The organism is Acidicapsa acidisoli (assembly GCF_025685625.1).
Classification (GTDB): domain Bacteria; phylum Acidobacteriota; class Terriglobia; order Terriglobales; family Acidobacteriaceae; genus Acidicapsa; species Acidicapsa acidisoli.
Genome location: NZ_JAGSYI010000001.1, coordinates 1 through 19798 on the forward strand (window position 1 = coordinate 1; position 19798 = coordinate 19798).

The 19798-nt window shown below is 55.0% G+C and carries 14 protein-coding genes and 1 pseudogene; 6 read left to right on the plus strand and 9 right to left on the minus strand.

What is annotated here, in order from left to right:
• Both OHL23_RS00005 and OHL23_RS00010 read right to left on the minus strand, forming a co-directional pair.
• Positions 1–598 (minus strand): efflux RND transporter permease subunit (locus OHL23_RS00005; RefSeq protein WP_263349684.1); only part of this gene is annotated, 598 nt, incomplete at its 3' end.
• 41 nt (positions 599–639) lie between these two features.
• Positions 640–1764 (minus strand): efflux RND transporter periplasmic adaptor subunit, encoded by a 1125-nt coding sequence (locus OHL23_RS00010; RefSeq protein WP_263349685.1) that lies wholly within the window; start codon positions 1762–1764, stop codon positions 640–642.
• Positions 1765–1887: 123 nt separating this feature from the next.
• Between OHL23_RS00010 and OHL23_RS00015 the strand changes: the two genes are divergently transcribed.
• Positions 1888–3282: a Mu transposase C-terminal domain-containing protein gene (locus tag OHL23_RS00015; protein ID WP_263349686.1), complete on the plus strand. Its 1395-nt coding sequence runs from the start codon at positions 1888–1890 to the stop codon at positions 3280–3282.
• Positions 3218–4186 carry an AAA family ATPase gene (locus OHL23_RS00020; protein ID WP_263349687.1) on the plus strand — a complete coding sequence of 323 codons (969 nt, stop codon included), beginning with the start codon at positions 3218–3220 and terminating at the stop codon, positions 4184–4186. The genes OHL23_RS00015 and OHL23_RS00020 overlap by 65 nt, the downstream gene beginning before the upstream one ends.
• A 2-nt stretch (positions 4187–4188) precedes the next feature.
• Here OHL23_RS00020 and OHL23_RS00025 read toward each other — a convergent pair whose 3' ends face one another.
• Positions 4189–5121: a tyrosine-type recombinase/integrase gene (locus OHL23_RS00025; RefSeq protein WP_263349688.1), complete on the minus strand. Its 933-nt coding sequence runs from the start codon at positions 5119–5121 to the stop codon at positions 4189–4191.
• 115 nt (positions 5122–5236) lie between these two features.
• On the opposite strand from OHL23_RS00025, the gene OHL23_RS00030 reads away from it, so the two are divergent.
• Positions 5237–5575 carry a hypothetical protein gene (locus OHL23_RS00030; RefSeq protein WP_263349689.1) on the plus strand — a complete coding sequence of 113 codons (339 nt, stop codon included), beginning with the start codon at positions 5237–5239 and terminating at the stop codon, positions 5573–5575.
• A gap of 47 nt (positions 5576–5622) precedes the next feature.
• Here OHL23_RS00030 and OHL23_RS00035 read toward each other — a convergent pair.
• From OHL23_RS00035 to mobF, 5 genes and pseudogenes are all read right to left on the minus strand, one after another.
• Positions 5623–6177: pseudogene (locus OHL23_RS00035) on the minus strand (Tn3 family transposase); the annotation flags it as partial.
• A gap of 36 nt (positions 6178–6213) precedes the next feature.
• A complete protein-coding gene (locus OHL23_RS00040) occupies positions 6214–7338 on the minus strand; it encodes a hypothetical protein (protein WP_263349690.1) in 1125 nt (374 codons plus the stop codon).
• 1422 nt (positions 7339–8760) lie between these two features.
• Entirely contained in the window at positions 8761–9849 is a 1089-nt protein-coding gene (locus OHL23_RS00045; RefSeq protein ID WP_263349691.1) for a PDDEXK nuclease domain-containing protein, read from the minus strand.
• 146 nt (positions 9850–9995) lie between these two features.
• Positions 9996–10928: a tyrosine-type recombinase/integrase gene (locus OHL23_RS00050; RefSeq protein WP_263349692.1), complete on the minus strand. Its 933-nt coding sequence runs from the start codon at positions 10926–10928 to the stop codon at positions 9996–9998.
• Positions 10929–11104: 176 nt separating this feature from the next.
• A complete protein-coding gene (gene mobF, locus OHL23_RS00055; protein ID WP_263349693.1) occupies positions 11105–13834 on the minus strand; it encodes a MobF family relaxase in 2730 nt (909 codons plus the stop codon).
• A gap of 107 nt (positions 13835–13941) precedes the next feature.
• Between mobF and OHL23_RS00060 the strand changes: the two genes are divergently transcribed.
• Complete coding sequence (locus OHL23_RS00060) at positions 13942–14262, plus strand: helix-turn-helix domain-containing protein (protein WP_263349694.1); 321 nt, start codon at positions 13942–13944, stop codon at positions 14260–14262.
• A 613-nt stretch (positions 14263–14875) separates the two neighbouring features.
• Here the strand turns inward: OHL23_RS00060 and OHL23_RS00065 are convergent.
• Positions 14876–15127: a helix-turn-helix domain-containing protein gene (locus OHL23_RS00065; RefSeq protein WP_263349695.1), complete on the minus strand. Its 252-nt coding sequence runs from the start codon at positions 15125–15127 to the stop codon at positions 14876–14878.
• Positions 15128–15371: 244 nt separating this feature from the next.
• On the opposite strand from OHL23_RS00065, the gene OHL23_RS00070 reads away from it, so the two are divergent.
• Together OHL23_RS00070 and OHL23_RS00075 are read left to right on the plus strand one after the other, a co-directional pair.
• Positions 15372–15794 (plus strand): hypothetical protein, encoded by a 423-nt coding sequence (locus OHL23_RS00070; RefSeq protein WP_263349696.1) that lies wholly within the window; start codon positions 15372–15374, stop codon positions 15792–15794.
• An 811-nt stretch (positions 15795–16605) separates the two neighbouring features.
• A complete protein-coding gene (locus OHL23_RS00075) occupies positions 16606–19647 on the plus strand; it encodes a bifunctional YncE family protein/alkaline phosphatase family protein (protein WP_263349697.1) in 3042 nt (1013 codons plus the stop codon).
• Positions 19648–19798: the final 151 nt, after the last annotated feature.

Genomic DNA, 19798 nt, shown 5'->3' on the forward strand with positions numbered 1-19798 from the left:
TGCCAAGCTTCGCCAACTGGTCGGGCTTCACCCACAGCCTCATGGCGTACTGGCCGGAGCCGAAGATCTGGGTTTGGCCAACGCCGTACAAGCGCGCGACTGGATCGTTGAGGTTGATGTAGGCGTAGTTCGCCAGATAGGTTGCATCGTGCGTGGCGTGTGGCGAATACAGGGCAATCAGCATCAGCGGAGCCGTGGTCGACTTCTTGAGAGTGACTCCGTAGCTGTTCACCGAGGGCGGGAGCTGACCGGTTGCCAGTTGTTCGCGCGATTGCGTAAGCAGCAGGTCCGTGTTGGGATCGGTTTTGAGATCGAAATCGACCAGCAACGACGTTTGCTGGTTGGCCGTCGCATTCAGAGAGTACATGTAGGTCATGTCGTCCACGCCGTTCACTTGCTGCTCGATAGGCGTTGCGACCGCATCCTCGAGTGTCTTGGCATCAGCGCCCGGGTAATTGGCTTGCAACCTGATTTCGGGTGGCGCAATGTTCGGAAACTGAGCCACCGGCAGAGTCGCAATAGTAACTGCGCCGACAATCACCATCAGGATCGCGATGACCATCGCTACAATGGGTCGTTCGATAAAGAATTTGGACATGGTTCTTTTCCTTTGCGCGTTGACGCCTCAGCAGTCAGCGTTCACTCGACGTTGCCCTTGAACGGTTTCGTTTGCACCGACATTCCAGGCCGGAGGTTCTGCTGACCTTCGACAACCACGCGTTCACCGGGATTCAATCCACTCTGGATGACCCACATCGCGTCAGTGCGCTGTCCGACTTGCACCGGACGCATGCTGACGCGGTTGTCCTTATCCACAACAGCAACGAGATAGCTGCCCTGCTGCTCATTGACAGCAGCCTGGGGAATGAGCGTGGCGTTCTGCTGCTTCTGGATCATGGCTCGAATTTTGCCGTACTGCCCGGGACGCAGAACGTTGCCGGGATTTGGAAACAGGGCAGCGAGCTGAATGGCTCCGGTGTTCTGATTTACCTGGCGATCGGCGAAATAGAATTCGCCTTCCTGTGGGTACGTGGTTCCATCGGCGAGTATCAGTCGCAGCTTCCAGTGATCTTTGTCTGAGTTTGAGAACCGCCTCTGAAGCGAGAGGTATTCCTGCTCGCTAACGGTGAAGTAGTCTCGGATGGGATCGAGCGTAGAGACTGTAGTCAATGGGCCACTGCTGGTACTGACCAGGTCGCCGACCTGCGCCTGTGCGATGCCGGCGATGCCGTCGATTGGCGAAACCACTCGGGTAAAACTGAGATTGATCGCAGCGCTTTCAACCGCGGCCTGGTTGGTCTTAATTTGAGCCTTCGCAGAAGCGATTGCTGCTTCTGCGGCCCGCACCTGAGCCTTGTTTGCAAGATTCGTCTGCGACGCATTATCGAAATCCTGCGTGCTTACGGCATCGACTTTGGCCAGCGGTCCGTACTTCTCTACATCCAACTGGCTCTTGAGCTGATTTGCGTCCGAAGTAGCGCGCTGCGCCTCAGCATGAATCAGCTGTGCCTGCGCCTGATCTAACTGGCCCTTTGACTGGTCGAGTGCCGCTTGGAATGTGCGAGGGTCGATCTCAAAGAGAACTTGTCCCTTGTGGACGAACGATCCTTCCTTATAGTTCCGAGCAAGCAGGTACCCCGTAACTTGCGCTTTAACATCGGCATTGACTTGCCCGGCGAGAGTTCCGATCCATTCTCCATAAACGGGAACGTCCTTCTGTTCGACGGTGGCGACCTCTACGAGAGGTGATGACGGCGGTTTCACTGAGTGTAGTTTTTCACAATAAATGTCGTATTTTTATCGCGCTAAATGTCGTATTCTCCGCTTGTGAGCGATAACTCCTCCGTGAATCCGAACCCGCTCGACCCAGCGATGGAGAGGTATCGCTTGATCGAGCCTTATCTGGAAGGTGCTCAGACTCTCGCTTCAGTAGCCCTGGAAGCTGATATCACCCTCAGAACGGCACAGCGATGGGTGGAGAGGTACCGAAGAGACGGCCTTGCCTCTCTCAACCGCAAAGAGAGAATCGACCAGGGCAGTAGGCGCGTCATTTCGAATCGAATGCTAGAGACGATTGAGGGCCTCGCACTGGAGAGGCCACGAGTACCGATCACTGCGATCTATCGTGAATTGAAGGAGTTTGCCACTAAGACCGGAGAGCCACTTCCCAGCTATCCAGCGGTTTATCGAGTTGTCCGAGCGATACCCGCCAGTTTGTTGACGTTGGCTCACCAAGGCAGCAGAGTATATAGCGAGAGCTTCGATTTGGTGCACCGACGAGAGGCTTCGAAACCGAACGCGATCTGGCAGGCCGATCACGCACAACTCAGAATCAAGCTCGTTCGAGAAGATGGAACGACTGCCAGGCCTTGGCTCACCGCGGTGATCGACGACTACAGCCGTACGATTGCCGGCTATTATCTGGGCTTTGAGCCGCCTTGCGTGCTCCGCACCTCGCTAGCGTTGCGACAAGGCATCTGGCGCAAAGGCGATCCGCGCTGGCCCGTATGCGGCATCCCAGCCGTTCTTTATACGGACAACGGCTCGGATTTCACATCTCGGCACATGGAACAGGTTGCAGCGGATTTGAAGATCCAGCTAATCTTCTCAACGCCCGGACACCCGCGCGGCCGCGGTCGGATCGAGCGATTCTTCCGCACGGTAAACGATATGTTTCTGTGTACCCAAGATGGCTACCTTGGCAAAGTCCTCAGAAAACCGAGCCTAACTCTGGAGCAGCTAGACGCTCGATTCCGCTTGTTTCTGCTGGAGGAGTATCACACTCACTCCACCTCAGACCTTGGGTTTGTACCCATCACGCGGTGGGAGGGTGACGGTTTTCTGCCACGGATGCCGGATTCTCTTGAACAGCTGGACCTTCTCTTGGTCCACGAGATCAGGGAACGCAAGGTTCGACCTGACGGCATCCATTTTCATCGCCTGCGCTATCTCTCACCGACGCTGGCAGCTTACGTCGGTGAGTCCATCACGATCCGCTACGATCCACGAGATATGGGTGAAGTTCGGATCTTCTACAAGGACCGTTTCTTGTGCCGCGCTATCTCGGCCGACCTAGCCGGCGAGGCGGTACCCTTGCGCGATATCGTCCAGGCACGCACCAAACGACGCTACGAATTGCTTACTACTCTCAAGAATCGACAGAAAGCTGTCGACACCTTGCTCAGTCTGAAACGTGGTCTCAACCCGGAGGAAGTCCATGCAAGCAGCCCCGTTTCAGAAAAGCCCTTTACCCCAAAGCTCAAGCGCTACCACAACGAGTAGTGACGAGAGCTTCGTCGAAACACTGGAATACAAGCGGTTCGTTGAGTTCTGCGATGCCTGCCGTCAGTACCGATACATCGGCCTTTGCTTTGGGCCGCCGGGGGTCGGCAAGACACTCTCTGCGATCCGCTACAGCCGGAAGGAGATCATCGACAAGGTCGATCCCTGGACCGCAGAATTATCCATCGAGCCTCTACTTGACACAGTTCTTTACACGCCTTCAGTCATTAACTCGCCCTCGAGGATCGATCATGACATCCGACGTCAACGCGAGATGCTCGCCGGCTTTGCTAGACGTCCTCTCCGTCGGGAGGCTCAGGCCGCCCTTTCAGTTCTACGAGCACGGGACGAATCTCATCGGAAAGCTAATCTCGACAAACCATTACAGAAGCGGATTGAAATTTCTTTGCTGAAGCCGACATATCTGGAAGTTTTCGCCGACTTCGCAGCACGCGAGAAGGCAATGGCCGATCCGACAACCCTTTTGCTGATCGACGAGGCAGACCGTCTTCGGATGACGAGCCTAGAGCAGATTCGCGCCATCTTCGATGAGGGCAGCGCGGGCTTGGTGCTCATCGGCATGCCGGGTATCGAGAAACGGATGGCGCGCTTTCCTCAGTTCTACTCAAGAATTGGCTTCGTGCATGAGTTCCGACCGCTGGGCACGCCGGAGATGCAGGTTTTACTCGATCGCCACTGGACACCTAGCGGCGTTCACCTGCCTCAAAGCCCTTTACTGCCCGAAGTCACCGCCGCGATCATTCGGATGACAGGCGGAAATTTCCGGCTGCTAAATCGGTTGCTAGCGCAGATCGAACGCGTTCTCGTCGTCAACGGTCTCCAGGAGATCACCGCCGACGTCGTCCTCGCAGCGCGAGAAAGTCTCGTTATCGGTCAAGCCTGAATTCACAAGCCAATATTGTCATTGACCGCGATTGCGATCTCTTGCTCAGAGCCAAGGTAGCGCTCTGTCGTCTGAATCGAAGAATGACCAAGCAGAAACTTAATCTGCTCAAGATCGCCACCCGATTTACGGCAGAGTTTCGCGCATGTGCGCCGAAGATCGTGAGCCCCGAATCGTTCGATGCCGATTTGCTCCGCTGACTGTTGCACAACCGACCAGACTGCCCAATCGCTCAGGCTACTGCGGGCGACATTGCCGCCCTTCGTCACCGACCGGAAGAGCTTCCCTTCCAGTAGCTCGGCTGAATCGAGCCAAGCATTGATCGCGTTCTTGACCCAGAGGGGCACGGCGACGGTGCGGATTCGGTTGCCTTTTCCGCAAAGATCCGCAATCACCCAACGCCCTTCACGTTCTTGAAGATCCGACATCTTAAGTGTAGCTAGCTCACGCCGGCGAAGAGCACACCCAACCAGTAATGCCAGGATTGCGTAGTCGCGCTTCCCTTTCAGGGTTGAGCGATCCGGGACCTGCAACAGCTCCTTCGCTTGCTCTCGTGTAAGCCAGTTTCCCAGCCGGTTGCCACGCTGTCTCACATTCGGAATGTCTGACAAGTTCGCCGCATCCTCTGCTGAGATCAAGCCGTTGCGGCGGGCCTCTCCGACGAGTCGTCGGACAGCTGAAAGCTTGACATTGACAGTCGAGGGTGCCAGCGCATCCATCGAGGCTTTCCACTCCTGTAGCAACGCACGACTCAACGGCCGACCAGCAGAGAAAGCGAAGAGTTCATTCAGCGCCAGGGAGTAGCTCCGTCGTGTATTCGATGACGTGACAGAGTCCAGGACCATCTGCTTCAGCAGAACCTGCGCCTCAGTCAGTTCACCGTGTCCCGCAGCACTCTGTGCGGACTCTGGCGCAGCTAGAAGAAGATTATCCATCTCACCTCACGCTAGATATACGACATTTAGCGTGAAAAGAATACGACGAAGATTTCAAAAAAGAACAAGCAGCCTCGAGCAGCTGCGCTCCGTTTTCGATAAGAGCGGACTTGGCATGGTGCTGATCGGAATGCCGGGAATCGAAAAGCGCGTCGCTCGTTACCCTCAATTGTTCTCAAGAATTGGATTCGTTCACGAGTTCCGCCCACTCAGTGATGCCAACATCCAGGTTCTGCTGGAGGAACGATGGGCGCCTGTAGGAATTCACCTCCCTCTCTTGCCCCCTGATCCGGAGGTAATCGCAGCCGTCATTCGGCTCACTCGCGGCAACTTTCGCCTGCTTGTTCGCTTGCTGACACAGATGGAACGGGTCCTTGTAATCAACAAGCTTCAAACCCTATCGGTGGATGTTGTCCAAACAGCCCGCGAGAATCTGGTCATCGGGCAGGCCTGACAAGCAGCTCCAGACCTGACTGGTGTGCCAAATAATTAGGACAGAAGTTAGCCAAATAATTTGAAAAACAACAGGGCGCCGAGGCCGTTTCTTGGCAATCGGAGGGGTCGGAACCCACCTTTGGCCACCCTTTTATTTGAGTGCCATGTGTAATCGCCCGTGAGGTTGACGTGCTCCCAGCCGAGAGGAGATACGTGCTGAAGCAAGGACGGGTCCAACTGGTGGGACTTTGCCAGAAGGCTGGCAGCCCTTTCGAGATAGACCGTGGTTCAGAGCGTGATTGCCGCGACAATCAGGTTCAACCCGCTGGCTCTATGGCGCTGGTTCTCGAAGGAGCGATCGCGGATTTCGCCGAGTCTGTTGAAACAGACGGCCCGAGCCATGGCGTTGTGTGCTTCGCCCTTGTTGAGGCCAGCGGTCACACGGCGTCTTAGTGTGGGGTCTCTGAGCCACTCCAACATAAACAGGGTACGCTCGATTCTGCCAACTTCGCGAAGAGCAATGGCCAGACTGTTTTGACGGGGATAGGAGCCGAGCTTGCGAAGGATCAGGGAGGCAGTCACCATTCCCTGCTGGATCGACACGATTACGACTATTAGTTTGGCGAACCGTTCGCAGCGAATCCGTCGTGCAGGTCTCTATCTCTTTTCGTCATTCGTTTGTGGTGGTTTTGCGATCGGCGGTTGCGTCTTACTTGCAATCGATTCCGAAGGAGACGGAGTGACATCTGATTTCGTGGGAGTACCTAAGCTGCCTTTCGGATTCCAAGTGGCCACGATGCACTGCCCCGGAAGCAGCGCAACAGGGATCTCCCATTCGTCACCCCAAACTGTCGGCTCTGGTAAGAAGTTGCCGGTGGTACCGGTTGATACCTGAATCTCAAGCAGGTCCTTTGGGTATCGAATCCTGACTGTCGATTTGACAACCGTCGTAGCAGTAAAAAGCGGGATGATGGAAGAGATGGGACGGTACTCAAGAGCTTCTAGGACCGTCTTGAACCGTGACCCTGGAGGCATAAGAACAGACTTCTGAAAGAGCTTGGTGCCGTCAGCCTGAACCAGCTTTGAATTGTCCGGAGGGAATTCGTCGAAGCCACCGGAGCCTGATTCTGGTCTCACACTGACCCGCGTGATAAGCGCCTCATGCGAAGCTAGTTTAGTGGGGGCGGGATCAAGCGCCCCAATGAGAGTGTAGTACTCGCTTGAAGACCCACAGTTTTGAACAATTCCTTGAATGCGACTCGAGATTTTGAGAAGCTCTGGGAACTTATCGATGGTCGTAATCTCATACTCGATTTCCCAATCAGGCCGGATGAAAATTATTTTGAAGTAGTTCAGGAGAGATTCACGAATCGGTTCCGGCAAGTGTTGGCCAATTAGTTTAGGGGAGGCAGCTCTGACAACTTCTTGTATAAATTTTGTCTTCAACCCCTCGTCGATAATTATTCCAATTAGGCCCGCAATAATTGCGGCATCGCCAATCTTATCGCCCAACTCGAATAGTTTTTGGAAAATCACACGGACAAGGGGGTGTTGTGTCGGATCACATTGAGGCTGTATGAGGACCACTTGCTCAAAGAGCAATCGAATACAGATCAGTGCCAGACCGACCCATATGGCACGGTAGGCCAGTGCTTTATCTGCTCCACGTTTTCTTGATGAGGATGCTGGGGAGGCGTGATCCGTCCCGGAACCGACAGGGACCACCTCTGCGGGCGGAACGCTTCCTTGATCCTTCCCGGACTTTCCAGTATTCGTTGCCATGCGGCGCTTACGAAGTCTTGATTCTCATAATGCTCCTTATTTTCCTCCTGTTTGATGCGTTTGGCAAGATGTAGTCGCGATAATCTCGATAGCTCTACGATCTTGTCCCTCGGTTGTTCCATTATCATCAACCGTTTGGAAGCCGTTTGGACGCTCGCACTTAAAATCTGATATGCGCGGCGGATCGATGTACTGTGCAATGCCGTACGACATCGGTATGATGCGCATTCATGTAAATACCTGAAAATAAATAACAACCTGCGACAAGGATAGCGATCTCCAGTGCGGGCGATCTAATTGATACGTTGTTCATTTTGTTAAACTTACGATGGACAGATGACCATGACTAGGAATCAACAGGGCGGTGTGGCGAGCGCGCCATCCGGATTACTTTGCAGGTAGCCGGATTCAGGCGCGGAATGGTGCTTGAACGTCGGGCAGTCTCGGTTCGGGCCTCAAGTAGCTGATTGTCTTTGGGTTTTGAGCGAAGAACGAAGGACATATCGGTGCTGCGGACCTTCGGAGCCGATGCGCGTTGGGCTGGCACTAATCGCCGACTCGTTCGCAAGACGGCTGCCTGAGCGTTGCATCAAGATTGCACCCGCAAAAGCAGCAAATCTTTCCTGCCAGCCGCATTCGGGTTGTTTGGATCGTTCGCCGCCCATACTCAGCAAAAAGCGAATAAAAGGCGATGCATCCGCAAATTCCACACTATTCATAACAAAGTACCTAAGTCCGATAAGAAAGCTCCTGTAAAGTTGATTTCGGACGGACGACTGGAACAGCGATTAAACCCTGCCCTGAAGTTCTTGGACCCTAAGGGGGTTTTCTTCGAATAACGGCAGAGTCTCAGCAGGCACTTCCCTAACCGTGAAGTCGATCATGACCTGTTCGTGACCCTCCGGATGCTGTTCCCGCCAAAGAGTCAGCAGGAGGGGTGGCATCTCTGAAACTACGCACTTGGTCCGCCCGACCTTCGCATGTCAACGCAGGCACAGCGAGATCATTAGGTGCAAGAGCGACTTGCCGGCTACGCGATGATGGACGACGATCGGGGACACTTCACGAAACGGAACGCAACGTACGCTAAGGCGAAGTCAGTTTACTTAAGTCTTTCGTAATCAGCAAGATCTAAGTAGAGATGCACCGTTCTTGGACAGGGCGCAATTCGTTGTCGCTGTCCGGCTAAACAATTGAGAACATTAAATCGACTCTCTGCAAACGTACATAAATTTCCGTTTCGTGAGGTGTCCCCTAGTGCTCAGTCATAAGCTTTGTTCACATGACGCCGCATGGATTCATCCTTCTTAGGAGTAGGCCAAGCGCGGCGGTGTTGGTATCGCCAGCCCCATAGGGCGAGCCCGCCAAAAACCGTTGTCAGAGTAACCCAAGCGTAGGTTCGCATTATCAGGGCACCATCTCCTAATTTTCACTTCGGCTAGGTAAAGGCTGTTGATCTTGGTCTTCTAGATCGTTCAAGTTCGAGAGCCGGGCGCGATCCCGTTCAAGTTCTTTTCTCAATTCTTCTTCCGAAGGCAGTACGAGTTTGTATCTGCTGGCAAACAACTGTTCGTTCTCGTGAAGAACGGAGTAGCGCACAACAGAAGCATCCTTTTGAGTACAGAGAATGATGCCGACCGTCGGATTGTCGTCAGAGGTTCTCTTGAGATCGTCCATCATGCGGACGTACATATCCATCTGTCCGATGTCTTGGTGGTTCAACTCACCAGACTTGAGATCAAACAGCACGAAGCACTTAAGCAGATAGTTGTAAAAAACCAGGTCGATGTAGAAATCTTTGGATTCGGAGCTGATCCGATACTGTCTCGCGACAAACGCGAATCCCCTACCCAGTTCGAGTAGAAAGGCCTGTAGATTGTCGAGCAGGGCCCTCTCAAGGTCCGCCTCAAGCAATTTGCCAACCCCCGGTAGTCCTAAGAACTCAAGAATTACGGGATCGCGAACGAAATCACGCGGGGTTTGAGTCGGTACTAAGTTGGCCTTGGCTTCGTCCTGGACAGCGGCGCGGTCGGACGTTGACAGGAGCCGTTCGTAGTAAAGCGAGCTGATTTGCCGCTCAAGCGAGCGCGTCGTCCAGCCCTGGCCTGCGGCTTCCGTCATGTACCAGTGCCGCGCGGAGTCGCTTTCTACTCGCAGAAGCGTTCGGTAGTGGGTCCAGCTCAATTCATGACGCAATGCGTCACGAATTGGAAAGGCGTTGTAAAACAGCCGCATATACCGGAGGTTCGAGACGTCAAACCCCTTCCCGAACTCCGAGGTCAGGGACGAAGCCAAGGTCTGCAGGAGCCGGGCTCCATATTCCGCCCGTGCCGAGCCCCCTTGTTCGAACTCGACGATATGCCGGCCTATCTCCCACGAGGTCTGCACCTGAACGGCATCGACCGCTCGTAATGCCCTTTGCCGGGCATTTTGGATCAGATCACGAAGACTGCGAAGGAGCTGGGATGCACCTTCGTCTGCTTCGGCCGCTTTGCGCAAATCCTTCGCCATCTCACCATCCCGTCTTATCGTACCCGCTCGTCAAGTTGAGGTGTGGCCGACCTCTCATGAGGAATCGACGTACCAACTACAGTCCTAGGTTGTCGTTTACTATGTCGCTCAACCCTGTAAGCGATTCGCTTATAGGATTGAATCGCTCAAAGACCTAGATTATCGTTCACCGCGATTTCGATCTCCTGCTCAGATCCGAGGTAGCGTTCGGTGGTCTGGATGGAGGAGTGGCCGAGCAGGAACTTGATCTGTTCGATATTTCCGCCGTTCTTGCGGCAGAGCTTGGCACAGGTGCGGCGCAGGTCGTGTGCCCCGAAGCGCTCGATCCCGATCTCTTTGGCTGACTGCTCGACCACCGACCAGACGGCCCATCCGCTCATGCTCTCCTTGACCTTGCCGTGTTTCGACACGGCGCGAAGCAGCCTGCCGTCTTCGACGCCCGCGGCGGTCATCCAGGTGTTGATTCCCTGCTTGACCCAGGCCGGAATCGCTACGGTGTGCACCCGGCGCCCTTTTCCTTCGAGGTCGGCGAGCACCCAGCGCCCTTCCCGCAACTGAATGGTATCAACATCGAGCGCCGCGAGCTCCTCCCGGCGCAGGGCGCAGCCAACCAGCATGGCCAGGAGGACGTAATCCCGCTTCCCCTTGAGCGTCGACCGATCGGGAACCGCCAGCAGTTCCCTCGCCTGCTCCCGTGTCAGCCAGTTGCCCAGGCGGGTTCCCTTCTGCGGGATGTTCGGAACCTCCGAGAGCCTCGCCGCATCCTCAATCCCGATGAGTCCGTTTTTTCTGGCTTCCGCGACGAGCTTCCGGATTGCCGAGAGGCGGACGTTGACCGTAGACGGCGCCAGGGCCTCCATCGACGCCCGGTACTCCATCAATAAGGCGCGGGTGAGCGGCCGGCCGGCTGAGAGCGTAAAGAGGTCATCGAGGGCCTTGGCGTAGTTTCGGCGGGAATTTGGGCTTGGTACGGAGTCCAGCACCATCCGGCGAAGCCTCTGCTGGGCCTCTACGAGGCCGTTTTCCGGCGCTTGAGTACCTCCAGCGTCCGCAGGCCCGGAAATGACCGAAATCTCCACGCGGCGATTATACCTATGACAACCGACATTGTCGTGGGCAATCCAAACCCCTAAAGAAAGCATCAACTCAAATCAAATCTCGGCCCGAACATGGATCCAGGGTGCGGGGAAATCCTTTCCTCTCGCTGAGAAAATAAGTCTTCAGAACTGACAAATGATTCACGTCCCCCGTTACTTCAAATCCCTAGTCCAATCTCAAATCCCATGCTGATCTCCTGGGCCGGGATTTCAAGCTCACTCTTTGGGGTTAGATCCTGAGTCATGGAATGTTCAACTGAAGCTGATGGCATCGGTTCCCTGGCAAGCTCGATTGCAGAAGTCCGTGCTGAGGAAATACCCAGGGATTCTTGCAGCTGTTCCCTATCGCTGGTCATGATGGCAATTTCAGAGCGCCCGCGCGAAGCGGCGACATAGAAAAGTTCCTGCTGCATTGCGTCCGCAGATACGATAACCCCGTCCACAGTTTTACCTTGGCTCCGATGCGCAGTGATAGCGTAACCATGATCGAAAGAGTGATAGTTCGTCGGAATGGCACGGCCATCCTCTAGCTGAATGCGTCCGCCTTCGACACCATGGACTTTGACCAGTTCTCCATTGGTGGCTCGGAACTCGGCATCCCGGCGATTGCCGGTCAGCAGCAGCAGGTCGCCGGGAGCAACTTTGATTGGCCTTTGTTCGTGAACGGAAAACGCCCGCGTTTGGACTGGAGTGAAGGTCTTCTCTTCCCCCTGAGCGTTCCGGGCAACGAGGAAGCCGGCTTCAGCACGGTCAACGATCAGCGCCTCATGCTTCTCCATGCCACGTCCAGTACGATGCATCAGCAGCACCTGCCCTTCGCGAAAATTCGAGAGATCACGCTTCTGTGCTTCGGTCCATTGCAGAGGCACGTAACGATCGATCGTTATACTGGCGCCGAGCTGGCCGCGCTCGATGAGGTCCTCGCGAATCGCACGTGTCACCCTGCCTATCTCTTCATGCGTTGGAGCCACGACCAGAATTCGTCGAGAGGAATCGAGGGTCATTTCCCGGTAGAGGTCGGCAACCTGATGAGCCCGGTCGAGGAATGGAACTTCACGCACGGCACCCATGCGCTCCAGCTTCGCAAATCCCTCTTCCGGCGATTGGCGCAGCGTTTGAATGGCGTCTTTGTATTGCGCGTGCGTCTGACGCTGTACGCCCGTAAGAGAAAAACTCTTCATCTGCGACTCGCGTTCGAGAATCCTGAGTGCGTCGGAAGCCTCGACACTCTGAATCTGCCGGGTATCGCCGGAGAAGAGGACACGCGCCTGCTGTTGATCCGCAAGACGAAGAAGTCCCTCCATTTGCCTGCCTGAGATCATGCCCGCCTCATCGACAATCAAAACACGCTGACGAAGAGCCGATTGCGCGGTCTCATCTTCGAGCAGGCGGGAAACTGTCATGGCATCACGGAACCCAACTTTCTGCAGTTCCTCGACTGCGCTGCGAGTCGGGGCAACAGCGGTGATCCCGTGCCCCGCCTCCCGCAATCCCCGATCGATCTCCTGTAGGGTGGCCGTCTTGCCCGTTCCCGCCGCGCCCCGAAGATTGATGGCGAAGTCATGCGAGTCCAGGATCTGCTGTACAGCTCGCTTCTGTTCGTCGCGTAATTGATCCTGGGGCTGAAAGTGATGTGGTCCCCCCAATCGCCCGTATGGTCCGATTCCTTGGTTGACCGTCGCAATCATGCGCTGCTCGCGCTCAAGGCTCTCGCGAGTAGCCACGCGGTCTCCGCGATAAATGATGTCGCCTCTAGACTTGTCTATCTCGAGAGTGCCGCGAAGTTGGCTCGGATCGATTTGGCCTCGGCCGTGCCGTAGAGACTCGGTCAGCAACTCGTAATCATGGACAACGGAACGGCGCTCAAAGAGATGATCCTTGGCATATTGCAGGGAGTTGGGCGCCGAAGAGAATTGTTGCGTCACTTCTCTACTCTGCTCCAGAGAATTCGAGCGGAGTTGCTTCAGGCTCTTTAACTCTTCTGGGGAGATGCGCGCCTGCTGCTGTTGTCGCAGCTCCTCGGTCGTTATTTCCGTAAGTTTGTTCGTGCGTGATTCCCGGACAAGTACGGCGATCTCGTTGTCCGTAGGTCTACGGCCGTGCTCTCGTGTGAAGTCGTCAATTGCGGCATCGCGTTGCACACTTCGTTGGCTATAACGCTCCAGCAATCCGTTAGGAACTCCCCGAATCTCGAAGCCAAGATCCCGGCCACGTGGATCGCGACGAGACTCGATCTCATAGCCAAGTCCGCGCACCTCTCGGGCCAACGCATTTCGGTAGACTTCCGTCAAGTAGGCACGGCGCTCGTATAGGCCAGACGCCTGTAAGGCCTTCCACCGGCCCTCTGCGCCATCGTAGGTGAGGTTGGCCGCCACAGCATGGGTGTGCAGTTGAGGATCAAGCTCGCGGCTTGTGTCGTGCCGGTATGTGGCCACGATCCAATTCGAGGTTGTGCGGTTGTCATTGCTATGCGCCAGGCGTACCCGCGTAGCTGCGTATCGCTCCCCCTCTCCGAGAGCGGCTTGGACAGACTTATCATGAGCAGCAATCAGCCGCTCGTCGCCCCCAACGACGGCCTGGATCGAAATCGACTTCGGTGCGGAGAAGGTTAGGTCATAGAGTGACCGCGCCTTGGTCTGCGTATTTCCTTGGTCATCCAGCCGATCGGAGCTGTGGCGCGGACGCAGGTAGTCGCCCGTTAGCGGATGCATTCCCTCACGTATGGCTTCGAACTGTGCGGACTTGACTTCACCATGCAAGCCGACTAAACGCGCGCCTTGCCCATGCCAAGCTCCAGCTACTCTGTGATTTTCGTCATAGTAGTCGCTATGCTGCAGATGCCTTTCCGCATATCCCGCGCCGCCTGTCATCGCCCGAATCGTCAACATGGGACGACACTAACGCTGTTCGAAATCGCAGATCAACCTCGGTACGACAAAGTCCTTCTTATTGAGTTTTAAGGGTTTAAGTGAGGCCGATAACTGGGAGCGATCGGGTGATAAATAAGAAGTATTGGACGACTTTGGCGTACTCGGGCAGCCTGAGGAATGAGGTGATGACCATGTCCGTCAGTTCCTTTTCTCACATTTCCGAGGAAGAACGCAATCCTTCTTCTGTGCGCTACGATCAACGTCCAGCCCCAGCCGAACCGCTGCTCGACAGCCTCCAAGCTTCAGCCATTCTTCTGATCCACCCGAAGACACTGCAGCGTATGGCGAGGAGAGGACAGATGCCGGCAGTTCGCGTTGGAAAACTCTGGCGATTTCGGCGTACAGATATCGATCACTGGATTGCCAAGCAAGTGCCGGCTGCCTAGAGAGCCTCGAATCCGTTTCGACCTATCCGGCCATCTAGCGGATCAGTTACGTTGCCTTGATCTCTTCGCTGTCTGCCGCTACAGCGATGCTATAGGCTTTGCCGCGGCGAGGATGGAAGACACTCAGGGTGGAAGCAGGCAATCCCCTCGCCTGGGATGCCCAACGCCGGAGCAGGCGGTTCTATTTGATCTGATACAAAGAGCAAATCTGCTAGTGCCTACGATGCCCCATAGCACTGCGAAACCCGCTCGGGTCGAAGAAGCTACTCTTTTTCGTTCTTGTCCAAAACATGAAACTGGCCTGAGAAATTAGCCAGCAAACCCGGAACTCAGTCGTTCGCTAATACGTGCATCTTTTAAGAAGCGACGTTAGCGGTGACCACTTCTCGTACCTAAGTCTCAAGCTTTATGCCCCCGTACCAGGCACCGCGAAGAGAATCATGAAAACGTCCTCGATACAGGCCAGGGTGCACAATCGCGCCATTTACGGTCTGCGCTTCGGGAACTCCATAGAACAACACCCTAGTGCCCATCGTTTGATTTGCTGCTCGCTCAGCAACTTACGCTCATTGGTGGCAGCATCGAGTCGATGAACCGAAACTAACTACGACTCTTATTTCTTCGACTTCGCGTGTTTGCCTGTCTTTTTAGCGGATTTCCTTTTTGGAGGACGGCCCAACTTGGGCATCGAAACGAAAGCTTCCACTTCTGAGCGTAAAACTAGCTTCCTGCCGCCGACGGAAACCGCGGTCAACCGTCCCCGCCTGATCAAATCGCCGATCGCTTGTTTCGACACACCGCGAATACGAGCGGCCTCAGCTTGAGAAATGTAATCTTCAAGCGAATGCTCATTTGTGCTTGTCATAGTCAAGTACTTCTGTTATTGTTCTTCTTGAGTGTGGCTTCGAGTACTACTCGAAGTGGTTTAGTCATCGGCAACGCAATTCTGCCGCGAAATTTCTGCGCGTCCAAAATGCACACGACATCACCTTCTCACGAAAGGCGACTATATGGCTGTCTTTAAACATAGCCGTGCTAGCGGCTGTGAAACAAATCCTTTCTTTTTAGAGCTTTTCCGCGACCGATCCGAATCCGATGAACGAGAACGGATGTGGCAAACTGCCATGCTGCATGCCGGCGAAGGTACGCAGCCCTTGCGGTTTCCGGTCTATGAGACGCTTTACCTGATCAATCTTTATTGCCAAAAGCTCATCGATTTGCTTGAAGACGCGAGCAAACGCTTCGGAATCGATCGAGAATCGCATGACTACCGTCAGTCTTTGATTCAGATGGTCCGTTCCGAGACTTCTCAAGGCATCACGGAATACATGAACGAAGTCGAAATGACGGATGAATGGCTCTTTGAACGGCTGTGGAGGAAGGAACAGCTGAAGCTTCGGGATCCAGAGGATGCGTATCTCGAAGTGCGAAGGCAAGAAGCCGACCGTGTCGATCAGGGCCTTCCGCCCCGGGTGCAATTTCTCAGCGAGTCTCCAGTCGATGCTTCATCAAACGCTGATCGGGTCTCGTAGAACCCTGCAACGAATCCTCGCAGAAGAGGTGCCAGTGAATAGATTGAGGCCAAAGGCTGCCATCGGGTAGCTTGAAATGGGGGAGCATCGCTGATTTAAAGCACTGAAATCTGATTCTGAGCATCAGGCCCGACCGAAGTTGGAGCCACTCTACTGCAGCCAGGCGTATCGATGACCAATTATTCAGACGAATCTGCGTCTTCTACTCTGCGGTATCCCACCGAAGATTCCGAGACTGCAGTCGACAAGTCCCCATACGATGGGAAGACCTCGAAGTTACCGGCTATAAGCATTGCGCAAACGTAGCGTTGAACTCCGGTGATAGAAATTCTTTCGTCTGCGATTTGCGCTCTAGGCCGAAGTACCTTCTCGCTACGCATGTTCCAGAGAGAGTGTGTGCTGGACAGAGCTAGAGAGAGAGAGAGAGAGAGAGACACCATCCCTAAGCCTCGCGGCTTAGGAAAACAACGCTGCAGTTACCGATCTGAACATAAATCGAACAATTTCGAACGGAATCCGGAAGTGTTCGGCTGATATTCGAGATGCGTTTGAATACAAGGGCCCGAGAGATGATCTCATGCGGAAATTACATGCAATTAATGATCCTCAATCTGCTCTGACGATTTCGAACAATCTGGGAACATCGCTCGCCAGGGAGAGTGGGCGTGGCGGCATTTTGGCCCTCTAACCAGAAAACCTTGTGAACCCCGGCACGACGGCAATTGTCAACATCCCAATGGTTTAAACGATTTGACATCGTGTTCACCGAACCATGACAACTGCCCGTCGGAAGGAGATGTAGAACGGACGCATGATGAGTCCAATCCGTTCCATCGCATCCCTCGCGGTACTCTCCCTGATGCCGCTTGTCGCCAATGCAGGTCAAATTCATGACGAGCAAGACAGGAACGAACGCACGACTACTCTGCCCGTTGGTAACTACAACGATCGCTCTCTTCTACCGACGGGTCAGTTCATCACCCCCACGGCTGCAATCGGCGCAACCATTCAAGTTCTGGCTACGGGGCTCCGCGCGGACGGAAACGCCGATGCCTCAGAAGCTGTAAACACCGCACTCAGTCCGGATGGCAAGACTCTGCTGGTTCTAACCAGCGGCTGGAACAGGAATAACGACCAGCCTGACGACACGCCCATTACCTTTCCAACCCTCAACCCTGTCACGGGGATGGCAGCAGGCACAACCGGAAATGATGAGTGGGTCTTCGTCTTCCATCTTAACAATCACGGAATCGCCACCAAGCAGCAACAAATCAGCCTGCCTAATACGTTCAGTGGTCTAACCTGGGCCCCTGATGGCTCGCGTTTCTATGTTTCCGCAGGAGACGACGATCGGATCTATGTCTACAAGCTAACCGGCGGCCAGTATGTGCCCGATGCGCCGTTCATCCTTCTAGGCCACAACTCGAATCAGACTGCGCCAATTCCCAATTACGATGGCAGCCTGCTCAAGGGAACCCGGGCTGCTGCAGCGGCGCCGGCCCTGGTGAGAGGCGCAGTGGTCGCTGGCATTGCCGTTAGCCGTGACGGGAAAACGCTTGCTGCCGCTAACTTCGAGAACGATTCCTTGTCGATCGTGGACACACCCAGCCGGACTCCTATTCGGGAAGTCCACTTCTTCAACCCAGGAGATACTATCGCTCAGGGAGAATATCCCTACGATGTAGCGATATTGAGCGACCATGACGGCGCCGCTCGGACAGCCTATGTGACCAGCCTGCGCGACGACCAAGTGATGGCCGTCGACGTCAAGACTGGCAAGTTCTCTTCGATTGCTGTGGGCAGTCAGCCAAACCGCATGGTGCTTTCCGGCGATCAGAGCAGACTCTATGTTGTGAACGGGAACAGTGACACGATTTCGGTGGTCGACACTGCAACCAATCGAGTCGAGAGAACGTTGGAGCTCTCACGGCCGGGAGACCGATACAAGGGACTGAATGCCAATTCCGCCACAATCAGTCCTGATGGCAACACGTTGTACGTCACGCTCGCAACAGAGAACTCGGTCGCGGTTGTGAACCTGTGGAGTGGTGAACTGGAGGGACGTATTCCAACGGGCTGGTACCCGACATCGGTTTCGGTGGGTGCGAGCGGTTCCACGCTCTACGTGTCCACGTTCAAGAGCAACTCCGGCCCCAATCCGGGCAACGCCGCTGCCAATCCTCAATTTCTTACGCAGCGCTCCTATCCTCTGGAAAAAGCGCAACTCAACACCATTCCCGTACCGAACCGCGGCCAACTCGGGGAACTCACAGAGCAGGTAAACCGCAACAACGGCTTGGCCAATCGCCGCAATGACCCCACCATGGCCTACCTGCAGCACAAGATCAACCACATCATCTACATCATTAAAGAGAACAAGACCTACGACCAGATGCTCGGTGATCTGGAACACGGGAACGGCGACCCTACGCTTAACCAGTGGCCGCAACCTGTATCGCCCAACCACCACAGCCTCGCTCTTACTTTTGGCCTTCTCGATAACTTCTATGCCACAGGCGAAGTGAGCGGAGTCGGCTGGGATTGGTCCACCTATGGTCACTCAACCGACTATAACGAGAAGACCGTTGCGGTAAATTACGGCAATGGCGGGGGCGGAGTCACGACCGACTCCGAGGGCACTAATCGCTTCATCGGTGTCGGCCTGCCGGAGTTCGCCAAGGACCCCTCGCCTTTGAATGAACGCCTGCTCACGCTTCTCGATCCTACCGGCAGCTCGAACATCCTTCCCGGGACCAAGAACGTGGACAGCCCGGAAGGCGCCAACGATGATGTCGATGCGGAGAAGGTCGGTGGCTATCTGTGGGATTCGGCATTGCGCGCTCACAAGACCGTGCGCAATTACGGCTTCTTCCTCGATCAGTCCTACTACATCAGCAGCGGCGGTGATCCGACCAAACTCGATCCCCACGTCCCGACCTACATCCCCATTTCGCCGACTCCTTTTGAGGCGAAAATTCCGCAGGCTATCGAAGAACAGCCAGCATTGCTAGGATTGACGGACATTTACTACCGAGGATTCGACCAGAACAATGCCGATACCTATCTGGTCAACGAGTGGCAAAGAGATATGGGTGTGAACGGCTTGCCCAACCTCACGTTGCTTCGTTTGCCTCACGACCACAACGGCAGCTTCGGCACGGCGATTGCAGGGCTGGGAAGCGCAGAGCTGCAGATTTCGGATAACGACTACGCCATCGGCCGAGTGGCAGACATCATCAGCCACTCTCAGTACTGGCAGGACACAGCCATCTTCATTCTTGAAGACGACGCCCAGAATGGTTCGGATCACGTCGACTCTCATCGCTCCTTCGCGTACGTTATCTCGCCCTACAGCAAGCGCGGCGTCACCATCTCAACGAACTACAACACGATTAATGTCCTGCGCACCATCGAAGACCTGATGGACATCCACCATCTCAATTTCCGGGATGCGGACGCCGCGCCCATGGCGGACTTGTTCACAAAAAAGCCGGATTTCACTCCCTACTCGGCAATCATCCCAGGGGATCTCTGCGCAGCGCCGGTCGATCCGAATTTGGTTCCGGCATGCGCCACACCGGGAGCCCAGATCAGCGCAGCTGTACTGCCGCTGCATGACGCTGCATGGTGGGCTGCCAATACCAAGGGCTTTGATTTCTCCGATGCGGACCGAGTCGATTCCGACGCATTCAACCGTGTCTTGTGGCAGGGAACGATGGGTGACAAGGTACCTTACCCGACTGTACGCAGCCGTCAAGATCTGCGAAAGAACCGCGCGGAGCTTATCAAACGCTGGCAGGAGAGCAAGGCTCAGTCAATGCAGGAACCGGTGGCGACACCTGGCGGTCAGTGAATGGAAGAGCTTCGCTGACTCTGGAAACCTTACATGATCGAAGAACGTGGATGGCGCAAGAGGAGGTTCCGACCTCTCCTTGCGCCATGCGTCTTTTCCCGGCGAAATTCTCACTACTTCACTTCGATTGACCTGGGGAGCAAACCAGCCC

Excerpts from the sequence above, each read along its gene's own strand:
- OHL23_RS00020 (WP_263349687.1), top strand. The coding sequence starts at position 3,218 with ATGCAAGCAGCCCCGTTTCAGAAAAGCCCTTTACCCCAAAGCTCAAGC.
- OHL23_RS00025 (WP_263349688.1), bottom strand. The coding sequence starts at position 5,121 with ATGGATAATCTTCTTCTAGCTGCGCCAGAGTCCGCACAGAGTGCTGCG.
- OHL23_RS00030 (WP_263349689.1), top strand. The coding sequence starts at position 5,237 with ATGGTGCTGATCGGAATGCCGGGAATCGAAAAGCGCGTCGCTCGTTAC.
- OHL23_RS00040 (WP_263349690.1), bottom strand. The coding sequence starts at position 7,338 with ATGGCAACGAATACTGGAAAGTCCGGGAAGGATCAAGGAAGCGTTCCG.
- OHL23_RS00045 (WP_263349691.1), bottom strand. The coding sequence starts at position 9,849 with ATGGCGAAGGATTTGCGCAAAGCGGCCGAAGCAGACGAAGGTGCATCC.
- mobF (WP_263349693.1), bottom strand. The coding sequence starts at position 13,834 with ATGTTGACGATTCGGGCGATGACAGGCGGCGCGGGATATGCGGAAAGG.
- OHL23_RS00065 (WP_263349695.1), bottom strand. The coding sequence starts at position 15,127 with ATGACAAGCACAAATGAGCATTCGCTTGAAGATTACATTTCTCAAGCT.
- OHL23_RS00070 (WP_263349696.1), top strand. The coding sequence starts at position 15,372 with ATGTGGCAAACTGCCATGCTGCATGCCGGCGAAGGTACGCAGCCCTTG.
- OHL23_RS00075 (WP_263349697.1), top strand. The coding sequence starts at position 16,606 with ATGATGAGTCCAATCCGTTCCATCGCATCCCTCGCGGTACTCTCCCTG.